Consider the following 18754-nt stretch of genomic DNA (forward strand, 5'->3'; position numbering starts at 1 on the left):
GTCTTGAAATAGAGTGTCCTTTCTCGACAAAATAAGGGGTAGCGGTCCAATGATGAGCACAATTTTTACAGGTATAGCGTTGTTTTGCGACGTTCATAATTAAAGGCAAATGATTAAATTGATCAAAACGCACGACCGCTTTTTTCTTACCATTTCTTACGACTACTTGTTTCCCACTTTCGTTATACACCGTTGAACCACAATGATGACAAGGTGTTAGAGGGGGTGAAAAAGTAGCGTTCACCACACATGTTTGTTGTCCTTTTACCATTTCGTAAGAAATGTCAGATGTGATTAAATTTGGCTCTATGATTCGTAGTAATTTTTTGATATCATTAGACATGAGCATATCGCCTCCCGTTTGGTTTTTTGTCGTAAATTAATCATATAGGAGAACGGTATGCTTTTTAATACCTAAAATTAAGAAAATTAAAAAAGGGCTGACGAATCATTTTTTTGATTCATCAGTCCTTTAAATTATAGAGCCCTTTTTTGTTATCCTAGGAATTTTAAACGCATTTTTAAGTATTTCATGATATAATAGAGAAGTGAAAACTCTTAAGATTGAAGAGTAATTTGTGATGGATAGGGAGATTAGTCATGGAAATTATTAGACAAAAAGAGATGGTGGAAGCTTTTCACTATGATTATCATCAAGAAACAGATAGCGAAACAGAAATTCGTGTAGAGATTAAACCGATAGATATGTCTGAAGAGCCAAACTTTAAACACGATCGTGATAGCGTACTAGGTCTTCGCGTTGTTTTTAAAGTGGTCTTTGAACAATTTGCTTTAACTGGTGCAGTTAACCAATTAGTAACGGTTTTACATCGTACAATTAAAACTGCAGATGAATTAGAACCTGCGGAGTTAGATGAATTAATGAAGCCGTTATTCTCGATGATTGAGCGTCTAACATATGAAGTAACAGAGATTGCATTAGATCAACCAGGTATTCAATTAAATTTTCAAAATGAAAACCAATAGTTATGAGCACAGTCAACGTGACAATCATCGGTTGTCACGTTTTTTTGTAGGGTTAAATGGAATGATGTGTGTCTAAAGAGAAAGTATGTTACCATAAAATAGCAGAAAATGTCATGGTTGAGAAGGAGAAACAAAGTATGTCAGAAGATAAAAATCAACAAATTATGAACTTGCTGATGCAAGAGTTAGATAACCGTTATGCAATGAAACAAATGAAGACGGTCTTGTCGCTAATTGATGAAGGCAATACGATTCCGTTTATTGCACGATACCGTAAAGAAATGACAGGTAGTCTAGATGAAGTAGCGATTCAAGAAATATTAGAACGTCATCGTTTCCTTGAAAACTTGGAAACAAGACGAAGTGAAGTACTCCGTTTAATCGATGAACAAGGTAAATTAACCGAAGAGTTAGAGCGTGATATAGTAAAAGCGACGAAACTTCAACAATTAGAAGATTTGTATCGTCCATACAAGCAAAAACGTCGTACGAAAGCAACAATTGCCAGAGAAAAAGGACTATTGCCATTGGCAGAATGGTTATTATCATTGCCAAACCAAGCAGAAGTAGAAGCAGAAGCACAGAAGTATATTAACGAAGAAAAAGAATTGACGACCGTAGAAGACGTTTTAAGTGGTGCACATGAAATCATGGCTGAAACGATTAGCGATGAGCCTAAATATCGTCAATGGTTACGAAACTTTGCTGAGCGGACAGGTGTCTTGGTAACAGAGGGGAAACAAGTCGAAAAAGATGAGAAGAAAGTATATGAAATGTACTATGATCATCAAGAACCGGTAGCTAAAGTGGCTTCGCACCGTGTGTTAGCTATGAATCGTGGTGAGAAAGAAGACATATTAAAGGTTTCAGTGAGTGTTGAGGAAGAAAAAGTTATGGCTTATTTTGACGAACAACTTATTGGAAATAAAACATCAAGTCCAGCTGTCAGTTATGTCAGAAATGCCTACGAGGATAGTTATAAACGTTTTATTGGACCAGCGATTGAACGAGAAATACGTAGTAATTTAACAGAACAAGCGGATCAGCAAGCGATTGATATCTTTGGCGAAAACTTGCGTCACCTATTATTACAATCACCTTTAAAGAAAAAAGTAGTGATGGGGTTTGACCCAGCGTATCGTACCGGTTGTAAATTAGCAATTGTCGATGAAACTGGAAAAGTTGAAGCAATCGATGTGATTTATCCACATAAACCAGCTAGTCATGCTAAACGTGCTGAAGCTGCAACAAAATTCCAAGAATTGATTAAAAAATATCAAGTCGAAATGGTAGCAATTGGTAATGGTACCGCGAGCCGTGAATCAGAAAAATTTGTGGCAGAAAACTTAAAAGCGCTAGAAGAAACAGTTTACTATGTGATTGTAAATGAAGCGGGAGCATCGGTTTATTCTGCGAGCGAAGTGGCGAGAGAGGAGTTTCCAGACCTTCAAGTAGAAGAACGTAGTGCGGTTAGTATTGCTCGCCGTTTACAAGATCCTTTAGCGGAATTAGTGAAAATCGACCCGAAAGCAGTAGGAGTCGGGCAGTATCAACATGACGTTTCACAAAAACAACTGAACGAGCAACTGTCCTTTGTGGTCGAAACTGCCGTCAACCAAGTCGGGGTAAATGTTAATACAGCTAGTCCTCAACTGTTAGAGCATGTATCGGGTTTAACAAAAGCGACAGCTAAAAATCTAGTAGCTTATCGTGAGGAAAATGGGGCGTTCAATAGTCGAAATGAGTTTAAAAAAGTACCGCGCTTAGGGCCTAAAGCATTTGAGCAGTCGGTTGGTTTCTTACGAATTTTAGACGGAAAGTCACCATTAGATAATACAAGTATCCATCCAGAGTCATATGATACGACTAAAGCGTTGTTGCAACGTCTAGAGATTGAGCTTGAAGAACTAGGTAGTAAAGAGGCAACCGATAAACTAGAGGCGATTTCTGTTAACAACTTGGCAAAAGAACTTGAAGTTGGCGAGCAAACCCTTGAAGATATTGTCGAAGCATTAAAACAGCCGGGTCGCGATTTGCGCGAAGATATGCCAGCACCTTTATTACGACAAGATGTTTTAGAAATGAAAGATTTGCTTGTTGGAATGGAACTTGAGGGGACTGTTCGTAATGTTGTTGACTTTGGTGCGTTTGTCGATATTGGAGTAAAGCAAGACGGTTTAGTTCATTTATCAAAAATGAGCACCAAGTTTGTTAAACATCCTCGAGATATTGTTTCAGTCGGAGATGTTGTGACCGTATGGGTAGAAAAAGTTGAGTTAGATAAACAGCGTATATCATTGACGATGAAACAGCCAAAAGACAGTGCACAATAAAGAAAAAATAGCACGGTATCAAAAGTTAATAGAAGAAACACCAGTTAAAATGCAAGCCACTAATCATTGGCTTACCAACTTAGTTTGTGAGATTTCAGTGGCATTTTTTAATAAACCTTTTCGGCATCGTGCAAGCTATAATAATAGGTTGAAAACAACGGGTGGTCGTTATCGTCTTGATAATCATCACTTAGAGTTCAATTGGTTAGTTTTAGAGCGTTTATCGGCAACAATCTTTGTACAAGTGATTTTACATGAATTGTGTCACTATCATCTTCATTTAATGGGAAAAGGATATCGACATCGTGATCAGGATTTTAAACGTTTATTAAAACAAACGGGTGGCTTACGTTATGTGCCCAATCTCAGACTTGATGAAGAATATCCCTATCTATACCAATGTTTAGCGTGTGAACAGAAAATACATCGTTTTAAGAAAATAGACACGAAAAAGTATCGCTGTCGTTGTCATGGTCAATTATCTTTAATAGATAATTGATTGAAATAATTACTAAACCAATTTAACTCTATATGTTATAATAAAAAAATAACCAAGTCATACCAAAGGGGAGAAGCGAATGTGATAAAACTTAGCGAAATATTTAATCTCCAAGCTTGGAATGATATTTTACAGCAGAATATTATGACGCGAGGTTTCTTAGTTAATATCTTGGATATTTTAGTTGTTTGGTATCTCATTTATAAGTTAATGGACTTATTACGTGGGACTAAAGCTATTCAAGTGTTGAAAGGAATCGCAGTCATTTTAATTATTCGTGTTGTCAGTGGTGTGGTCGGTTTAAACACTGTATCGTGGTTAATGAATCAAGTCATCACATACGGCGTCATTGCCACTATCATTATTTTCCAACCGGAAGTGAGACGGGGACTTGAACATTTAGGTCGTGGCTCATTCTTTTCTCGTAAGAGTAACACCGACTTGAGAAAAGAAGAGTATATGGTTCAAAGTTTTGACAAGGCCATTCAATATATGTCAAAACGAAAAATTGGTGCGCTCATCACAATCGGGAGAAAAACAGGTTTGGAAGATTTTATCGAAACAGGGATTCCGTTAAATGCAGCGATATCGGGTGAATTGTTAATCAATATATTCATTCCCAATACACCGTTACATGACGGTGCTGTGATTGTGAAAGACGGGAAACTTGCTGCTGCATCGGCTTATTTACCGTTATCTGAAAATGACAGTATTCCTAAAGAATTTGGTACCCGTCATCGGGCAGCTTTGGGTATCAGCGAAGTGAGTGATGCATTAACTATAATTGTTTCAGAAGAAACGGGTGATGTGAGTATTACGAAAGATGGCAAACTATTACCACATCTAACAAAAGAAGAATATTTAGACATATTAACACATGAGTTAGTCGAAAAACATGAGCCAAAAGAAGATAAGTTACTCGCTTCTTTCTTTGAAGGGTTCTCAAAGGGGGCTAATCATGATAAATAAACTAACGACAACGAAAGCCTTTACGATTGTTTTATCGTTTATGTTTGCGATGTTATTGTTCTTTAATGCCAATCCGGAAAGTCGTTTGGTTAGTCGAAATGAAGCCGGAAATACGATGAAAGAGTTATCAGATGTTGCTGAAAATGTTAAAATAAAACTTATCTATGATGACCAAAAATATTTTGTATCTGGCTATGAAGAAGAAACCAATGTTTATTTACAAAGTGCGAACAAAGTATTGCTAGATACAGAAAAGGCGGAAGAAACGCGTAATTTTTCTGTGGTTGCAGATTTAACCGATTTTAAAGAAGGAACCTATGAAGTTCCACTTAAAATAGACGGATTAAATCGGGCTGTCAGTGCAACGTTAGAGAAAGAAAGTATTTTTGTGACGCTCGAACGCCGGAAAACGAGTTCATTTAAAGTTTCTCCGCGCTTAAATGATAGTTTATTGAAACAAGGATACGATTTAACTGATATTACAGTAGAACCTGAAACAGTATCGATAACAGCAGGAGAACAAACGCTACAAAAAATTTCGGATGTGATTGTATCTATTGATGACAAGGAAGTATCCTCTGATTTTACTAAGCAAGTGACAGTTTTACCAATCGATGATAAGGGTAACGTTTTAGGGGTGATTGCAGTCCCTTCTGTTGTAACGGTAAGATTGACTATTACCGCACCGACGAAGTCTGTTCCAATTAAAGTGAATCAGTCAGGGTCGATACCTGAGGGTGTTGCATCCTATCGATTTGAACCTACGATTGATCATGTAAAAGTTACTGGACCTCGTGAAGCGTTAGATCAGGTTGAAGAAGCCGTTATTATCGTGGACACCTCGTCTGTTAATCGTAAAACAACGCAATCGTATCGTTTTGAGGCTATTCCTAACGTGACGTTAGAACCGACTGTGACAGATGTCACCGTCATTCCGGAAATGAAGCCGACAAAAGAAACATCTGAAAAAAATCAGTCATCATCTAAAGAAAAAGAAGAATCAAAAGTTAAAGAAACAGATGAAACCAAGTAATTGGTAAATTTTAATGAAATAGGTGAATAGAGAATGGGTAAATATTTTGGAACTGATGGTGTACGAGGCATTGCCAATCAAGAATTAACACCAGAACTAGCATTTAAACTAGGAAGATGTGGTGGTCATGTATTAGTTCAACATCACCAAGATGAAGAAACGCGTCCTCAAGTTTTAGTTGGTAGAGATACACGTATCTCAGGACAAATGTTAGAACAAGCGTTAGTAGCGGGTTTAATGTCAGTTGGTATCGAAGTGTTACAATTAGGAGTAATCTCAACACCTGCTGTGGCTTATTTAACACGAGTACAAAAAGCAGATGCGGGTGTTATGATTTCTGCTTCACATAATCCAGCAGAAGATAATGGAATAAAATTCTTTGGACCGGACGGATTTAAGTTAGCTGATGACGAAGAATTAGAAATCGAGGCGTTGCTTGATGCAGAAGAAGACACACTACCTCGTCCGTCTGCAAAAGGATTAGGTATTTTAGAGGACTACCCAGAAGGCTTACTGAAGTATTCTCAATTTTTAACAGAAACAGTGGATACTGATTTTGAAGGTATGGTTGTGTGTTTAGATGCCGCATATGGTGCAACAGCGCCATTGGTAAATCGTGTTTTTGCAGACTTAGAAGCAGATTTTCATACAATGGGAACGCAATATAACGGCTTAAATATTAATGACCAAGTTGGCTCGACTCATCCAGAAGCATTGGCGGCATTTGTGGTTGAAAAAGAAGCAGATTTAGGTTTAGCTTTTGATGGAGATGGCGACCGCGTCATCGCAGTGGATGAAAAAGGAAATATTGTCGACGGCGATAAAATCATGTATATTTGTGGGAAATATTTAAACGAACATCATTTGTTAAATCACAATACGATTGTTTCAACTGTTATGAGTAATTTAGGTTTTCATAAAGCGGTTGAGGCACAAGGAATGGTGGCCTTACAAACACAAGTTGGTGACCGTTATGTTGTGGAAGAAATGCGTAAAAATGGGTACAACTTTGGTGGTGAACAGTCAGGGCATATTGTTTTCTTAGATTATAATACGACAGGAGACGGTATGCTTTCAGGTATCCAGTTAATGAATGTCATGAAACAAACGGGTAAAAAACTTTCTGAACTAGCAGCTGAAGTAGAAGAGTATCCGCAAAAACTTGTTAACATTCGAGTGAGTGATAAAGCAGGTGCGATGACGTATCCAGCGATTAAAACTGTCATCGAAGAAGCAGAGCGTGAAATGGATGGAAATGGTCGTATATTAGTACGTCCGTCTGGAACAGAACCATTATTACGTGTCATGGCTGAAGCACCAACGGTTGAACAAGTTAACTATTATGTTGATAAGATTGCCGATGTAGTGCGTGCTGAAATCGGTATCGAGTAGAACCATAAAGCAATTGACAATTAAATCCGGCTTGATTATAATTTAACTACAAGGATATTTTTTAATGTGAGACTGTTCAGAGAATTTTTCATTTGGTGCGAGAAAAATAAGTTAGGATTAAAAAGCTCCCTTGCTTGAGTTAATATTGAAAAATATTACGTTACATCACGTTACGATGTTTGAGAGGTAATGATCGACATCATTGCAAACAAGGTGGTACCGCGCTCGTCGTCCTTGTTTTGCAATGATGTTTTTTTATGAAAGAAAAAGGAGATTATAGAGATGAAAGCATTAAGTAGTAGTGAAACACGTCAACTATTTTTAGATTTTTTTAAAGAGAAAGGGCATCATGTCGAGCCGAGTGCGTCATTGATTCCTGTAGAAGATCCAACGTTACTTTGGATTAACTCAGGTGTGGCAACTTTAAAAAAATATTTTGATGGCACGGCCGTACCAGAGAGCCCTCGTTTAACCAATGCTCAAAAGAGTATCAGAACGAATGATATTGAAAATGTCGGAAAAACAGCTCGTCATCATACCATGTTTGAGATGTTAGGGAATTTTTCAATTGGTGATTATTTTAAAGAAGAAGCGATTACTTGGGCATGGGAATTTTTAACGGATGAAAAATGGCTAGCACTTGACCCAGATAAGTTGTATGTGACTGTTCATCCAGAAGATAGTGAAGCTCGCCGATTATGGCAAGAAAAAATCGGCTTATCTGAGGATCGTGTGATTGATATAGCTGATAACTTTTGGGAAATTGGAGTGGGACCTAGTGGCCCTAACTCAGAAATTTTTTATGACCGTGGTGAGAGCTACAATGATGTAGCAGAAGACGACCCAGAAAACTATCCAGGTGGGGAAAACGAGCGTTATCTTGAAATCTGGAATTTAGTATTTTCTGAATTCAATCATACTGAAGAAGATACCTACGAGCCACTTCCGCATAAAAATATTGATACAGGTATGGGACTAGAACGGTTAGTCTCTGTTTTACAAGATACTCCAACGAACTTTGAAACAGATTTATTCATGCCGATTATTAAAGCCACAGAAGCACTAGCGGTGGATAAAGTGTATGGAGAAGATGAGCAAGTAGATGTTTCCTTTAAGGTAATTGCCGATCATACTCGTGCCGTTGCTTTCGCGATTGGCGATGGGGCGTTACCTTCAAACGAAGGCCGTGGCTATGTTTTACGTCGTCTACTAAGACGTGCTGTTATGCATGGTAAAAAACTAGGCATTCATAAACCGTTTATGCATCAACTCGTTCCGGTTGTGGGTAGTATTATGTCTGCGCACTATCCTGAAGTGTTGGAGCAAAAGGAATTTATTTCAAAAGTCATCAAAACTGAAGAAGAACGTTTCCATGAAACGATTAATGATGGACTTTCTATTTTAGAAGAAGTGATTCGTGACTTAAAAGAAAAAGCAGTAAATGAGTTGAGTGGTGAAGTTATCTTTAAACTTTATGATACGTATGGGTTCCCTGTTGAATTAACAGAAGAAATTGCTGAAGATGCAGGCCTATCGGTTGACCACGCAGGTTTTGAAAAAGAAATGGAACAACAAAGAGAACGAGCACGTCAAGCACGTCAAGAAGTAGGGTCTATGTCTTTACAATCTGAAACACTTCTTGCGATCAAAGAGACAAGTGCGTTTACAGGATACGATTGTTTAGAGAATGAAGCTACTTTAGTAGCCTTAGTCGCAAATGATGAGCGTATCTCAGAAGCGGTCGTTAGTGATGTAGAAGAAGTAGAAGCGATATTCAACCAAACACCTTTCTATGCTGAAATGGGTGGACAGATTTTTGATACGGGTTGGATTTATGATAATGAAGGTCGCTTAGTTGGTACAGTAGATGATGTTCAAAAGTCACCAAATGGGCAACCTCTTCATCATATACGCTTAGAAACGTCTTTAATGGAAGGACAAACGTATCGTCTTGTTGTCGATCACGCACGACGTCGTGCTGTGATTAAAAATCATACAGCGACTCACTTACTTCATCAAGCACTTAAAGATGTCTTAGGTGAACATGCTAATCAAGCTGGTTCACTCGTTACACCAGATTATCTACGTTTTGATTTTACGCATTTTGGTCAAGTGACGAAAGAAGAACTTGAAAAAATGGAAAGTATCGTGAATCAAAAAATCTGGCAACAACTACCTGTTATGACAGTCGAAACAGATATTGAAACGGCTAAGGAAATGGGTGCCATGGCTCTCTTTGGTGAAAAGTATGGTCAAAATGTCCGCGTCGTAAATGTTTCAGATTATTCTCTAGAATTATGCGGAGGTGTCCATGTTGGAAACACATCAGAAATTGGTGTTTTCAAATTGATTTCTGAATCAGGTATTGGTGCAGGAGTTCGCCGGATTGAGGCTGTGACAGGAGAAAAAGCGTATCAATATTTAGTAGAGCGTGAGAATACGTTGAAGGCGACGGCTGAATTAGTGAAAAGTAAACGCATTTTAGAAGTGCCACAAAAAGTGATAGCTCTTCAAGAACAATTAAAACAAGCTCAAAAAGAAAATGAACAGCTTTTAGCTAAAATGGCAAATCAAGAAGCTGGTGCTATTTTTAATGACGTGGCATCAGAATCAGGCATTACCTATGTAGCAAAAGAAGTGGCGGTAAAAGATATGAATCAATTACGCCAACTGGCTGATCAGTGGAAACAAAAAGCGGTATCTGATATTTTAGTATTAGGGTTAGTGAATGAAGGAAAAGCGAACCTCTTAGTCGCCATGAGCGATGATATGGTTAAAAAAGGCTATAAAGCAGGAGACCTTATTAAAGCCATTGCACCAATGATTAATGGTGGCGGTGGTGGCCGTCCTGATATGGCTCAAGCAGGTGGTAAAAAGCCTGAAGGTATGTCAGAAGCCATTGCGGCAGTGCCAGCATGGATTAGTGAAGTCGCGTCAGTTTAATAAGGGAATAGAAGGAGAGAGAGAAAATGGCTAGAATCGAACAACGTCCAGGTAAAGTGAGCTTTGGACAGGCAATGAAAGATTTTTTTAAAGGGTATGTTGATTTTAAAGGAAGAACGACACGTGCAGGTTACTGGTGGCCGGTATTAGTTTATGGGATTGTTCATACAGTGTTTATCGCCTATTTTATTATGAAAATCATCGGAACATCAGCTTTAGTAGCCATTGACAATGAGGCAGATGTCTTGGCACTTTTGATGTCGATGGGTGGCGTAATGATTCTTTATTTAGTGTTCGTATTAGCGACTATTTTACCCTTTCTGTCGCTTACTGTTCGACGTAATCGTGACACAGGGATTACGGGTAAAGGAAGTGCGGTCTTACTGATTGCTAATTTTATCCTTGGTCGTGTGAATGTCGCTCAGGAAAATAGTTTATTAAATATTATATCTTTTGTTTTAGTTATCTTCTTGTTCGTTATTACGATTATGCCAACAAATGCTTGGCTAACAGAAAAAACCTCTGGCTTACAGGCATTTTTCTTACGCCATAAGGAAACACGTTATAATCGTGATTTATTTTAATCAAAAATTTTTAATGTAGAACAGTTCGTTCAACAAGTGATTTTGTTGAATGAACTGTTTTTTTGGATATTTTTTATTTGAGATAGGTGTGCTACAATAGAGAAGATAGTGAGAAAGATGAGGCGGGGAAAAAATGGAGAGTATGTCAGAACGCAAGCATTTTCGTTTTCCATTAGTATCAGACGATGAGCCTGTTAGGCTTGCTAATGAAACCAAGCGTATTTTATTTGAAGGAGAACCAGATACGTTATTGTCAGGAAATGTAGATACTTACGTCAATAAAAAGGCAAACGTGTCAAAAACTACTGAATCAGTCAAAGAAGAGACGACTCAGAAACGTTTAAAAAAAGAAAATGATACACAAGAAAAAGAGACATTAAAAAATAAATCGCAACATGCTCAGCAATTACCTAAGCGTCGTAGTAGGGAAATGTCTAGTGCTAAGCGACCCGAAATAAAGCAAACAGAATCAAGCATAAATCGTCGGTCACATCGACCTATATATCAAACGACGCTGAATAATGAAAAAAAGAATCAAACTTTTGAAAAGACGACATCCGTGCGTAAGACGTCGCATCAAGCCCCTTTTCGTCCTAAGAAATTGCCTGAATCATTAATGAGTGAGGCTAAAACGAATGTATGGAAAAGCGCAGAATTAGCGAATCAAATTAAAGAAGAGAAGAAAGATTACTTGCTATTTGACACGGTTAACCCTGATTTTGAAGAAGATAAAATAACAAATAATGACAACGATTTAAATCATCGAAAGGCTTCAAAATCTGATGTGACTAACCAGCCAATGTCTAAAAAGAAAATGCGTTTAGAAAAATCTTTATCAGGTATAATGGATGAAGAACAGTCACAGTTACGAGCAAATAAATATTTTAATTCCTAAAACTTACCTATCAGAAGTGATAGGTAAGTTTTTTGGTTGAAAAAAGAACAAAAATATACGATAATAGATAGGTTAAGAAACATAGTAAATTAACTAGTCATTTATGTATGTGCATGGAAAAGAGGATCTTCATGAAAATGGATAAAAATAAAATCTATCATTTTGTAGGAATTAAAGGCGCTGGGATGAGCGCACTAGCATTAATATTGCATGAAAAAGGCTTTAATGTTCAAGGTTCTGATATTACCGAATATGTTTTTACACAAAGAGAGTTAGAAAAAGCGGGTATTACGATTTTGCCGTTTGATAAGCATAATATAAAGTCTAATATGATAGTTGTGGCGGGAAATGCGTTTAAAGATAGTCATGTTGAAATTCAAGAAGCATTAAAAAAAGGTTTAAATGTTGTACGATATCATCGTTTTATAGGTGAATTGATTAAGAGTTTTACAAGTATAGCGGTGACAGGGTCCCATGGTAAAACCAGTACTACGGGCTTGTTAGCGCATGTGCTCAGTGGTATTAAACCAACCAGTTATCTGATTGGAGATGGGACGGGTCACGGTATTTCTGAAGCAGACTTTTTTGCGTTTGAAGCGTGTGAATATCGTCGTCATTTTTTAGCGTACGCTCCAGACTATGCGATTATCACCAATATTGATTTTGACCATCCAGATTATTATCAAAGTATTGAGGATGTTTTTGATGCTTTTCAAAGTTTTTCAACACAAGTTAAAAAAGGGATTGTCGCATTTGGAGAAGATGAACAATTACGTCGTTTAAATGTGGAAGTTCCCGTCTATTATTATGGCACGAGTGATGAAAATGATTTTGTCGTTAAAAATATAAACCGTACGACATCAGGTTCAGCTTTTGATGTTTATTTCAACAATGAGATGATTGGGCACTACCAAGTACCGGCATATGGCTTGCATAATGTCTATAATGCGTTATCAGTGATTGCGATTGCCCACTTGGAAGGCTTAGACGACCGTGAAGTGGCAGAAGAGCTATTAACATTTGGTGGGGTAAAACGTCGTTTTTCAGAGAAAAAAGTGACCGATATGATTATCGTGGATGATTACGCTCATCACCCTGCAGAAATCAAAGCAACTATTGACGGAGCCCGTCAAAAGTATCCTGAAAAAGAAGTGATTGCTGTTTTTCAACCTCATACCTTTACGCGTACTGTGGCTCTTTTAGACGAATTTGCTGAAGCACTAGACTTAGCAGATCACGTATATTTATGTGACATCTTCGGTTCTGCACGTGAAGAACAAGGTAGTGTCAAGATTGAAAACTTAGGAGATAAGATTGAGAAAGGTGGCGCCGTGATTACAGAAGATAATGTGTCGCCATTGTTAGACTATCACGATGCTGTTATGATTTTCATGGGAGCAGGCGATGTTCAAAAATTTGAACGTGCGTATGAGCGTCTTTTAACACAAACACGTCCTAATATAATGTAGTAAAAATTAGGTCTTTATTGTGGAACACGTTATAATAGATGTAAGATAATAAGGAGTGATAGTATGAATCAACCATCTTTTAATAATACAGCTTCAACGAATGAGCATGGTTTGTCACAATTCTATGCAAGAATCTATGGATATTTGGGAATCGGAATTGCTTTAAGTGCCTTATCCTCGTTCTTGATGATGAATGTTTTCTATGAGCAGTTTATTGGCATGTTAACACAAAGTCGTTTCTCATTCTTAATGTTATGGGTAGCAGAAATAGCATTGGTCATTTATTTAGGTCGTAAAGCGACAACCAATCCTACTATGGCCTTAGCAGGTTTTATTGCCTACTCACTATTAAACGGGGTTACGATTAGCGTTACCTTAGCTTTATATAGTCAGGCTAGTGTGACGAAAGGCTTTATCGCTGCGGCGTTAACTTTCGGTAGCATGGCAATTGTCGGTGCTACTACGAAGAAAGATTTAAGTGCCATGGGCCAAGCCCTTCGCAGTATGTTGATTGGTTTGATTGTCGTTATTTTAGTTAATGGTTTTATTCTTCAAAGTAGTGCGGCCGATTTGTTTATTTCGATAGTCATGGTTGCAGTTTTTGCTGGTCTAACAGCTTACGATCATCAAATGATTCGTCGTTACTACGACCAAGTGCAAGGAGATGAAGCCACACTAAAAGGTTTAGCCGTCTTCTGTGCCTTACAATTATACTTAGATTTTATCAACTTACTACTAGCGTTTATTCGCATATTTGGACGCGATTAATCAGCGCAAAACACTCTGTTTTTAGACAGAGTGTTTTTTTGTGCTTCATTTTTTAATTTCGCATTCTGATGATAAGTTTGTTAAAATATAGAAGAGAGAAAAGATGGGAGATAAGTCAATGAGTAAAAAAAATAAGCTGTTATTAATAGATGGAAATAGTGTCGCGTTTCGCGCATTCTATGCTCTGTATCAAGCGTTAAATAATTTTAAAAATCGAAACGGTTTACATACCAATGCGATTTATGCGTTTCATAATATGTTTGATAATGTGTTAGAAAAAGAAAAGCCTACGCATGTTTTAGTGGCATTTGATGCAGGAAAAACGACGTTTCGTCATGATACATATACTGATTACAAAGCAGGACGTTCTAAAACACCTAGTGAGTTTAAAGAACAGATGCCCTATATTCGTGAATTAGTCGAAGCGTTTGGTGTAAAATATTTTGAATTAATGAACTATGAAGCCGATGATATTATTGGGACATTAGCGAAGCAAGTACCCGCCGAACAATTTGATGTCGTGATTATCTCTGGCGATAAAGATTTAACCCAACTAGCTGATGAGCATATTCGAGTAGATGTGACGGTTAAAGGCGTTAGTGAGTTAGAGTCTTACACGCCAGAACATATCCGTGAAAAATATGAGTTAACCCCTGCTCAGATTATCGACATGAAAGGGTTAGCAGGAGATAATTCTGATAATCTACCGGGCGTTACGGGGATAGGCGAGAAAACAGCGATTAAGTTATTAAAAGAATATGGCACTGTTGAAGGCGTATACGACCACATTGATGAGATGAAAAAAAGTAAACGAAAAGAGAACTTGATAAACGACCGTGAGCAAGCATTTATGAGTAAACAACTCGCCACTATCCATACAGATGTACCACTTCCTTTAAAAGTAGAAGACCTTGCCTTTAATGGCAAAAATGTGGAACATCTAGTACAGTTCTATAAAGAAATGGATTTTAATAGTTTCTTAGCTAAACTAGATACCTCTGAATATGGAGCGTTAGAAGAACCATTGCCAGATGTGACATACGAGTTAGTAACGGAAGTGACAGATGAAATGCTAACAGATGATATGGTCATGTATATGGAAATGTTGGAGGAAAACTATCATGTCGCACCTATTGAAGGTATCGCCTTTAGTAATGGGAAAAAGACCTACGTCATGATTGGAGAAGAAGTCTTTGAAAACGCAAAACTAAGAAAATGGTTAGCAAGTGATGATTATAAAAAGCAAGTATTTAATGCTAAAAGCTATAAAGTCGCACTCAATCGACGAGACATCGATTTACAAGGCGTCTCCTTTGATACACTAATTGCTGCTTATCTATTAGACACTAATGATAAAAATGAAGATCTAGCAGAAATAGCGAGTCATTATGATTATCATCAGATTGAAACTGACGAACAAGTATATGGTAAAGGGGCGAAACGCGCCGTTCCAGAAACAGAAAGATTCGCAGAGCATTTAGCACGAAAAGTGGCCGCAATGACTGCGATTCATCCGCTCATGTTAGAGCGCTTAGAAGAATATCAACAGACGGAGTTATTCTATGAAATGGAGTTACCATTGTCGTTAGTCTTAGCTAAAATGGAAATGGCGGGGATTAAAGTAGATGCTAGTCGTTTAGAAACTATGCAAGTGGAATTTGCGGAACGACTAAAAGAGATTGAACAACGTGTATTTGAAATAGCGGGAGAAGAGTTCAATTTAAACTCACCGAAACAATTAGGAGTTATTCTATTTGAAAAAATGAAATTACCCGTGATAAAGAAAACAAAAACGGGTTATTCGACAGCTGTGGATGTTTTAGAGCAACTGAAAACAGAATCTCCAATTATTGATGAAATTTTAGATTATCGTCAAATTATGAAAATTCAGTCAACATATGTAGAAGGACTTTTAAAAGTCATTCATCCGGGTGACCAAAAAATTCATACGCGATATGTTCAAACGTTAACACAGACAGGTCGATTAAGTTCAGTCGATCCTAACCTACAAAATATTCCCGTTCGATTAGAAGAAGGACGTAAAATTCGTCAAGCATTTGTTCCGCGTAAAGAAGGATGGAAAATCTACGCATCGGATTACTCTCAAATTGAGTTGCGCGTGCTTGCTCATATAAGTGAAGATGAACATTTGATTCAAGCCTTTGTTGAAGACCAAGATATTCACGCGAGTACAGCTCGTCGTGTATTTGGATTAGATGAGACAGCGACAGTGGATGGTAATTTACGTCGCCAAGCTAAAGCGGTGAATTTTGGAGTTGTTTACGGGATTAGTGATTATGGTTTATCTCAAAACTTAGGTATTACGCGAAAAGAAGCGAAACACTTTATCGATACTTACTTTGAGAAATATCCAGGTGTTAAAACTTATATGGAAGACATCGTGAGAGAAGCGAAAGATAAAGGTTATGTGGAAACGTTGTGGCATCGTCGTCGTTTTTTACCAGACATTAATGCCCGTAACTTTAATATTCGCTCTTTCGCAGAACGTACTGCAATTAATACGCCTATTCAAGGAAGTGCTGCCGATATCTTGAAATTGGCCATGATTGAGTTAGATAAGCGAATAGAAGCAGAAGGACTACAAGCTACGATGTTATTACAAGTTCATGATGAGCTTGTCTTTGAAGCGCCCGCTGACGAGATACCAGCTCTTGAAAAATTGGTGACCGACGTTATGGAAACCATTACGACATTACGTGTGCCTTTAAGAGCGGACAGTAGCTATGGCGATACATGGTACGATGCAAAATAATAAAGGAAGAGAAAGTGAGATAGTTGCTTTCTCTTTTCCTATTATAGAAGAGGAAGAGGTATGAAACATGCCAGAATTACCAGAGGTAGAAGCGGTCAGAACAGGCTTAGAACAGTTAGTTGTCAATAAAACGATTGAGTCTGTGAGCGTGATGTGGCCTAAAATTATAGAAACAACCGATATTGAAAAATTTAAACTAGCATTAATAGGTGAGTCAATCGAAGCTATTTTAAGAAGAGGCAAGTTTTTAATTATTCGTTTGACACATTTCGATTTGATTTCTCATTTAAGAATGGAAGGAAAGTATGAATTTCATCAAGCTGATGACCCATTAATGAAACATACGCATGTTGTGTTTCATTTTAATGATGGCACGGAATTGCGCTATTTAGATGTCAGAAAATTTGGTCGGATGGCGCTTATCGACAAGCACCAAGCAGAAGAATATCGTGGGATTAAAAAACTAGGTCCAGAACCTGTGTTACCTGATTTTAACCTTACTGTTTTTGAAGAACAGCTAGGGAGACGTGTAAAAGCGATTAAGCCACTATTATTAGATCAGCACCTTGTTACTGGGTTGGGAAATATCTATGTAGATGAAGCCTTATATCAAGCACGTATTCATCCAGAACAACCAGCTAATACGTTGGCAAAAGATGAGATAGAAGTCTTACACAGTGCGATAATTGAAGTGCTAGCGCGAGCTGTAGCAGCAGGTGGGACGACTATTCGAACGTATAAAAATGCTCTGGGGGAAGCGGGAAAATTTCAAGTAGCGCTTAAAGTTTATGGACAGACGGGCCAGGCTTGTGACCGATGCCAAACACCTATCAAGAAAATAAAAGTGGCACAGAGAGGGACACATTTTTGTCCGAAGTGTCAAGTACTTCATTAGAAAGAAGGAAGTAAGAGATGACCTATACGTTAGGATTAACTGGGGGCATTGCAACAGGGAAATCAACTGTGACACGTTTTTTTATTCAACATGATATTCCAGTAGTGGATGCCGATGTGATAGCTCGTGAAGTTGTCGAGCCAGGGACAGACGGCCTAGCAGAAATCGTTAAAACTTTTGGCAAAGAGATTCTTTTAGAAGATGGTTCGTTAAATCGAAAAAAGCTAGGCGAAATAATTTTTAAAGATGAAGATAAACGAGAAATGTTAAATCAGATTTTACATCAAGAAATTCATCAAAAAATGATGATGGCAAAAGAAAAATGGGAAAGTGAAAAGGTGCCGCTGATTGTGTTTGACATTCCTTTATTATATGAGGCGGAATATCAAAGCACGTTTGATGCGATTATGGTCGTCTATGTTCCGGAAAAAACGCAGATAGCACGCTTAATGGCAAGAGACGAACTCACTGTCCAACAAGCGCGTGACCGCATCGCCTCTCAATTACCAATTGAAGAAAAAAAAGCACGCGCAGATATTGTGATAGATAATAGTCAAACAATCGCTGACACTTACGAACAAGTTCAGAATTGGTTGATAGAACAGTTTAAAACGTTCAAATGATACAACTGTACCAATACCGCTTTTTCATGTTATAATAAAGGTATCAAGATGATGATATTGTTTATAATGTCAGCAGAAAATGAGGTGAGGATATGCAATGTCCAAAATGCCATTACAATGGATCACGAGTGGTAGATAGTCGACCATCGGATGAAGGACGTGCGATACGTCGTCGACGTGAATGTGAAAAATGTGGATACCGTTTTACAACGTTTGAAAGAATAGAAGCGACGCCCCTATTAGTCATTAAGAAAAATGGGGATCGCGAAGAATTTAACCGCGATAAAGTTTTAAGAGGAATTATTCGCTCTGCCGAAAAACGTCCCGTTTCACTTGACCAAATGGAAGCGTTGGTTGATCAAGTAGAAAATAAAGTCCGTGCATTAGGAGAAAATGAAGTGTCAACTAACCAAGTAGGTGAGTTTGTCATGGAAGGCTTAGTGCACCTAGACGAGATTGCTTATATTCGTTTTGCGAGTGTTTACCGACAATTTAAAGATGTAGGAGTTTTCTTTGAAGAAATGCAAGAAATTGTCAAAAAGAATACGCAATCATCAAAAGAAAATCAAGATGAAAATTAGGAGTGTGAGC

15 protein-coding genes and 1 pseudogene are annotated in these 18754 nt (G+C 37.8%); 15 read left to right on the plus strand and 1 reads right to left on the minus strand.

The window, feature by feature from the left end:
- Positions 1 to 343, minus strand: a pseudogene (locus CBF33_RS02815) (transposase family protein); the annotation flags it as partial.
- A gap of 257 nt (positions 344 to 600) precedes the next feature.
- Here CBF33_RS02815 and CBF33_RS02820 point away from each other — a divergent pair.
- The 15 genes from CBF33_RS02820 (at position 601) to nrdR (ending at position 18744) form a co-directional block, all read left to right on the plus strand.
- Complete coding sequence (locus CBF33_RS02820) at positions 601 to 987, plus strand: DUF1149 family protein (RefSeq protein WP_023605633.1); 387 nt, start codon at positions 601 to 603, stop codon at positions 985 to 987.
- Between the two features lie 137 nt (positions 988 to 1124).
- Positions 1125 to 3320: a Tex family protein gene (locus CBF33_RS02825; protein ID WP_126761421.1), complete on the plus strand. Its 2196-nt coding sequence runs from the start codon at positions 1125 to 1127 to the stop codon at positions 3318 to 3320.
- A 49-nt stretch (positions 3321 to 3369) separates the two neighbouring features.
- The gene (locus CBF33_RS02830; protein ID WP_126761705.1) at positions 3370 to 3819 is read left to right on the plus strand and encodes a SprT family protein; all 450 of its coding nucleotides are present in this window, start codon (positions 3370 to 3372) and stop codon (positions 3817 to 3819) included.
- Between the two features lie 81 nt (positions 3820 to 3900).
- Positions 3901 to 4788: a diadenylate cyclase CdaA gene (gene cdaA, locus CBF33_RS02835; RefSeq protein WP_272163232.1), complete on the plus strand. Its 888-nt coding sequence runs from the start codon at positions 3901 to 3903 to the stop codon at positions 4786 to 4788.
- Positions 4778 to 5821 (plus strand): CdaR family protein, encoded by a 1044-nt coding sequence (locus tag CBF33_RS02840; RefSeq protein WP_170167734.1) that lies wholly within the window; start codon positions 4778 to 4780, stop codon positions 5819 to 5821. Before cdaA ends, CBF33_RS02840 begins: the two co-directional genes overlap by 11 nt.
- 33 nt (positions 5822 to 5854) lie before the next feature.
- Positions 5855 to 7213 carry a phosphoglucosamine mutase gene (gene glmM, locus CBF33_RS02845; protein WP_023605628.1) on the plus strand — a complete coding sequence of 453 codons (1359 nt, stop codon included), beginning with the start codon at positions 5855 to 5857 and terminating at the stop codon, positions 7211 to 7213.
- Positions 7214 to 7495: 282 nt separating this feature from the next.
- Positions 7496 to 10156, plus strand: coding sequence for an alanine--tRNA ligase (gene alaS / locus CBF33_RS02850; RefSeq protein WP_126761425.1), 2661 nt, complete (start codon positions 7496 to 7498; stop codon positions 10154 to 10156).
- 26 nt (positions 10157 to 10182) lie between these two features.
- Complete coding sequence (locus tag CBF33_RS02855) at positions 10183 to 10740, plus strand: DUF805 domain-containing protein (RefSeq protein WP_126761427.1); 558 nt, start codon at positions 10183 to 10185, stop codon at positions 10738 to 10740.
- A gap of 133 nt (positions 10741 to 10873) precedes the next feature.
- On the plus strand, positions 10874 to 11635 hold the full coding sequence (locus CBF33_RS02860; RefSeq protein WP_126761429.1) for a hypothetical protein: 762 nt from the start codon (positions 10874 to 10876) through the stop codon (positions 11633 to 11635).
- A gap of 137 nt (positions 11636 to 11772) precedes the next feature.
- Complete coding sequence (murC, locus tag CBF33_RS02865) at positions 11773 to 13104, plus strand: UDP-N-acetylmuramate--L-alanine ligase (protein WP_371871931.1); 1332 nt, start codon at positions 11773 to 11775, stop codon at positions 13102 to 13104.
- A gap of 63 nt (positions 13105 to 13167) precedes the next feature.
- Positions 13168 to 13872, plus strand: coding sequence for a Bax inhibitor-1/YccA family protein (locus tag CBF33_RS02870; RefSeq protein WP_023605623.1), 705 nt, complete (start codon positions 13168 to 13170; stop codon positions 13870 to 13872).
- A 118-nt stretch (positions 13873 to 13990) separates the two neighbouring features.
- Positions 13991 to 16645 (plus strand): DNA polymerase I, encoded by a 2655-nt coding sequence (gene polA, locus CBF33_RS02875; RefSeq protein WP_126761431.1) that lies wholly within the window; start codon positions 13991 to 13993, stop codon positions 16643 to 16645.
- A 67-nt stretch (positions 16646 to 16712) separates the two neighbouring features.
- Entirely contained in the window at positions 16713 to 17540 is an 828-nt protein-coding gene (gene mutM / locus CBF33_RS02880; protein WP_126761433.1) for a DNA-formamidopyrimidine glycosylase, read from the plus strand.
- A gap of 17 nt (positions 17541 to 17557) precedes the next feature.
- Positions 17558 to 18163 carry a dephospho-CoA kinase gene (gene coaE / locus CBF33_RS02885; protein ID WP_126761435.1) on the plus strand — a complete coding sequence of 202 codons (606 nt, stop codon included), beginning with the start codon at positions 17558 to 17560 and terminating at the stop codon, positions 18161 to 18163.
- Positions 18164 to 18255: 92 nt separating this feature from the next.
- Positions 18256 to 18744 (plus strand): transcriptional regulator NrdR, encoded by a 489-nt coding sequence (gene nrdR, locus CBF33_RS02890; RefSeq protein ID WP_126761437.1) that lies wholly within the window; start codon positions 18256 to 18258, stop codon positions 18742 to 18744.
- Positions 18745 to 18754 lie beyond the last annotated feature (10 nt).

Source organism: Vagococcus lutrae (genome assembly GCF_003987555.1).
In the GTDB taxonomy this organism is placed as follows: domain Bacteria; phylum Bacillota; class Bacilli; order Lactobacillales; family Vagococcaceae; genus Vagococcus_A; species Vagococcus_A lutrae.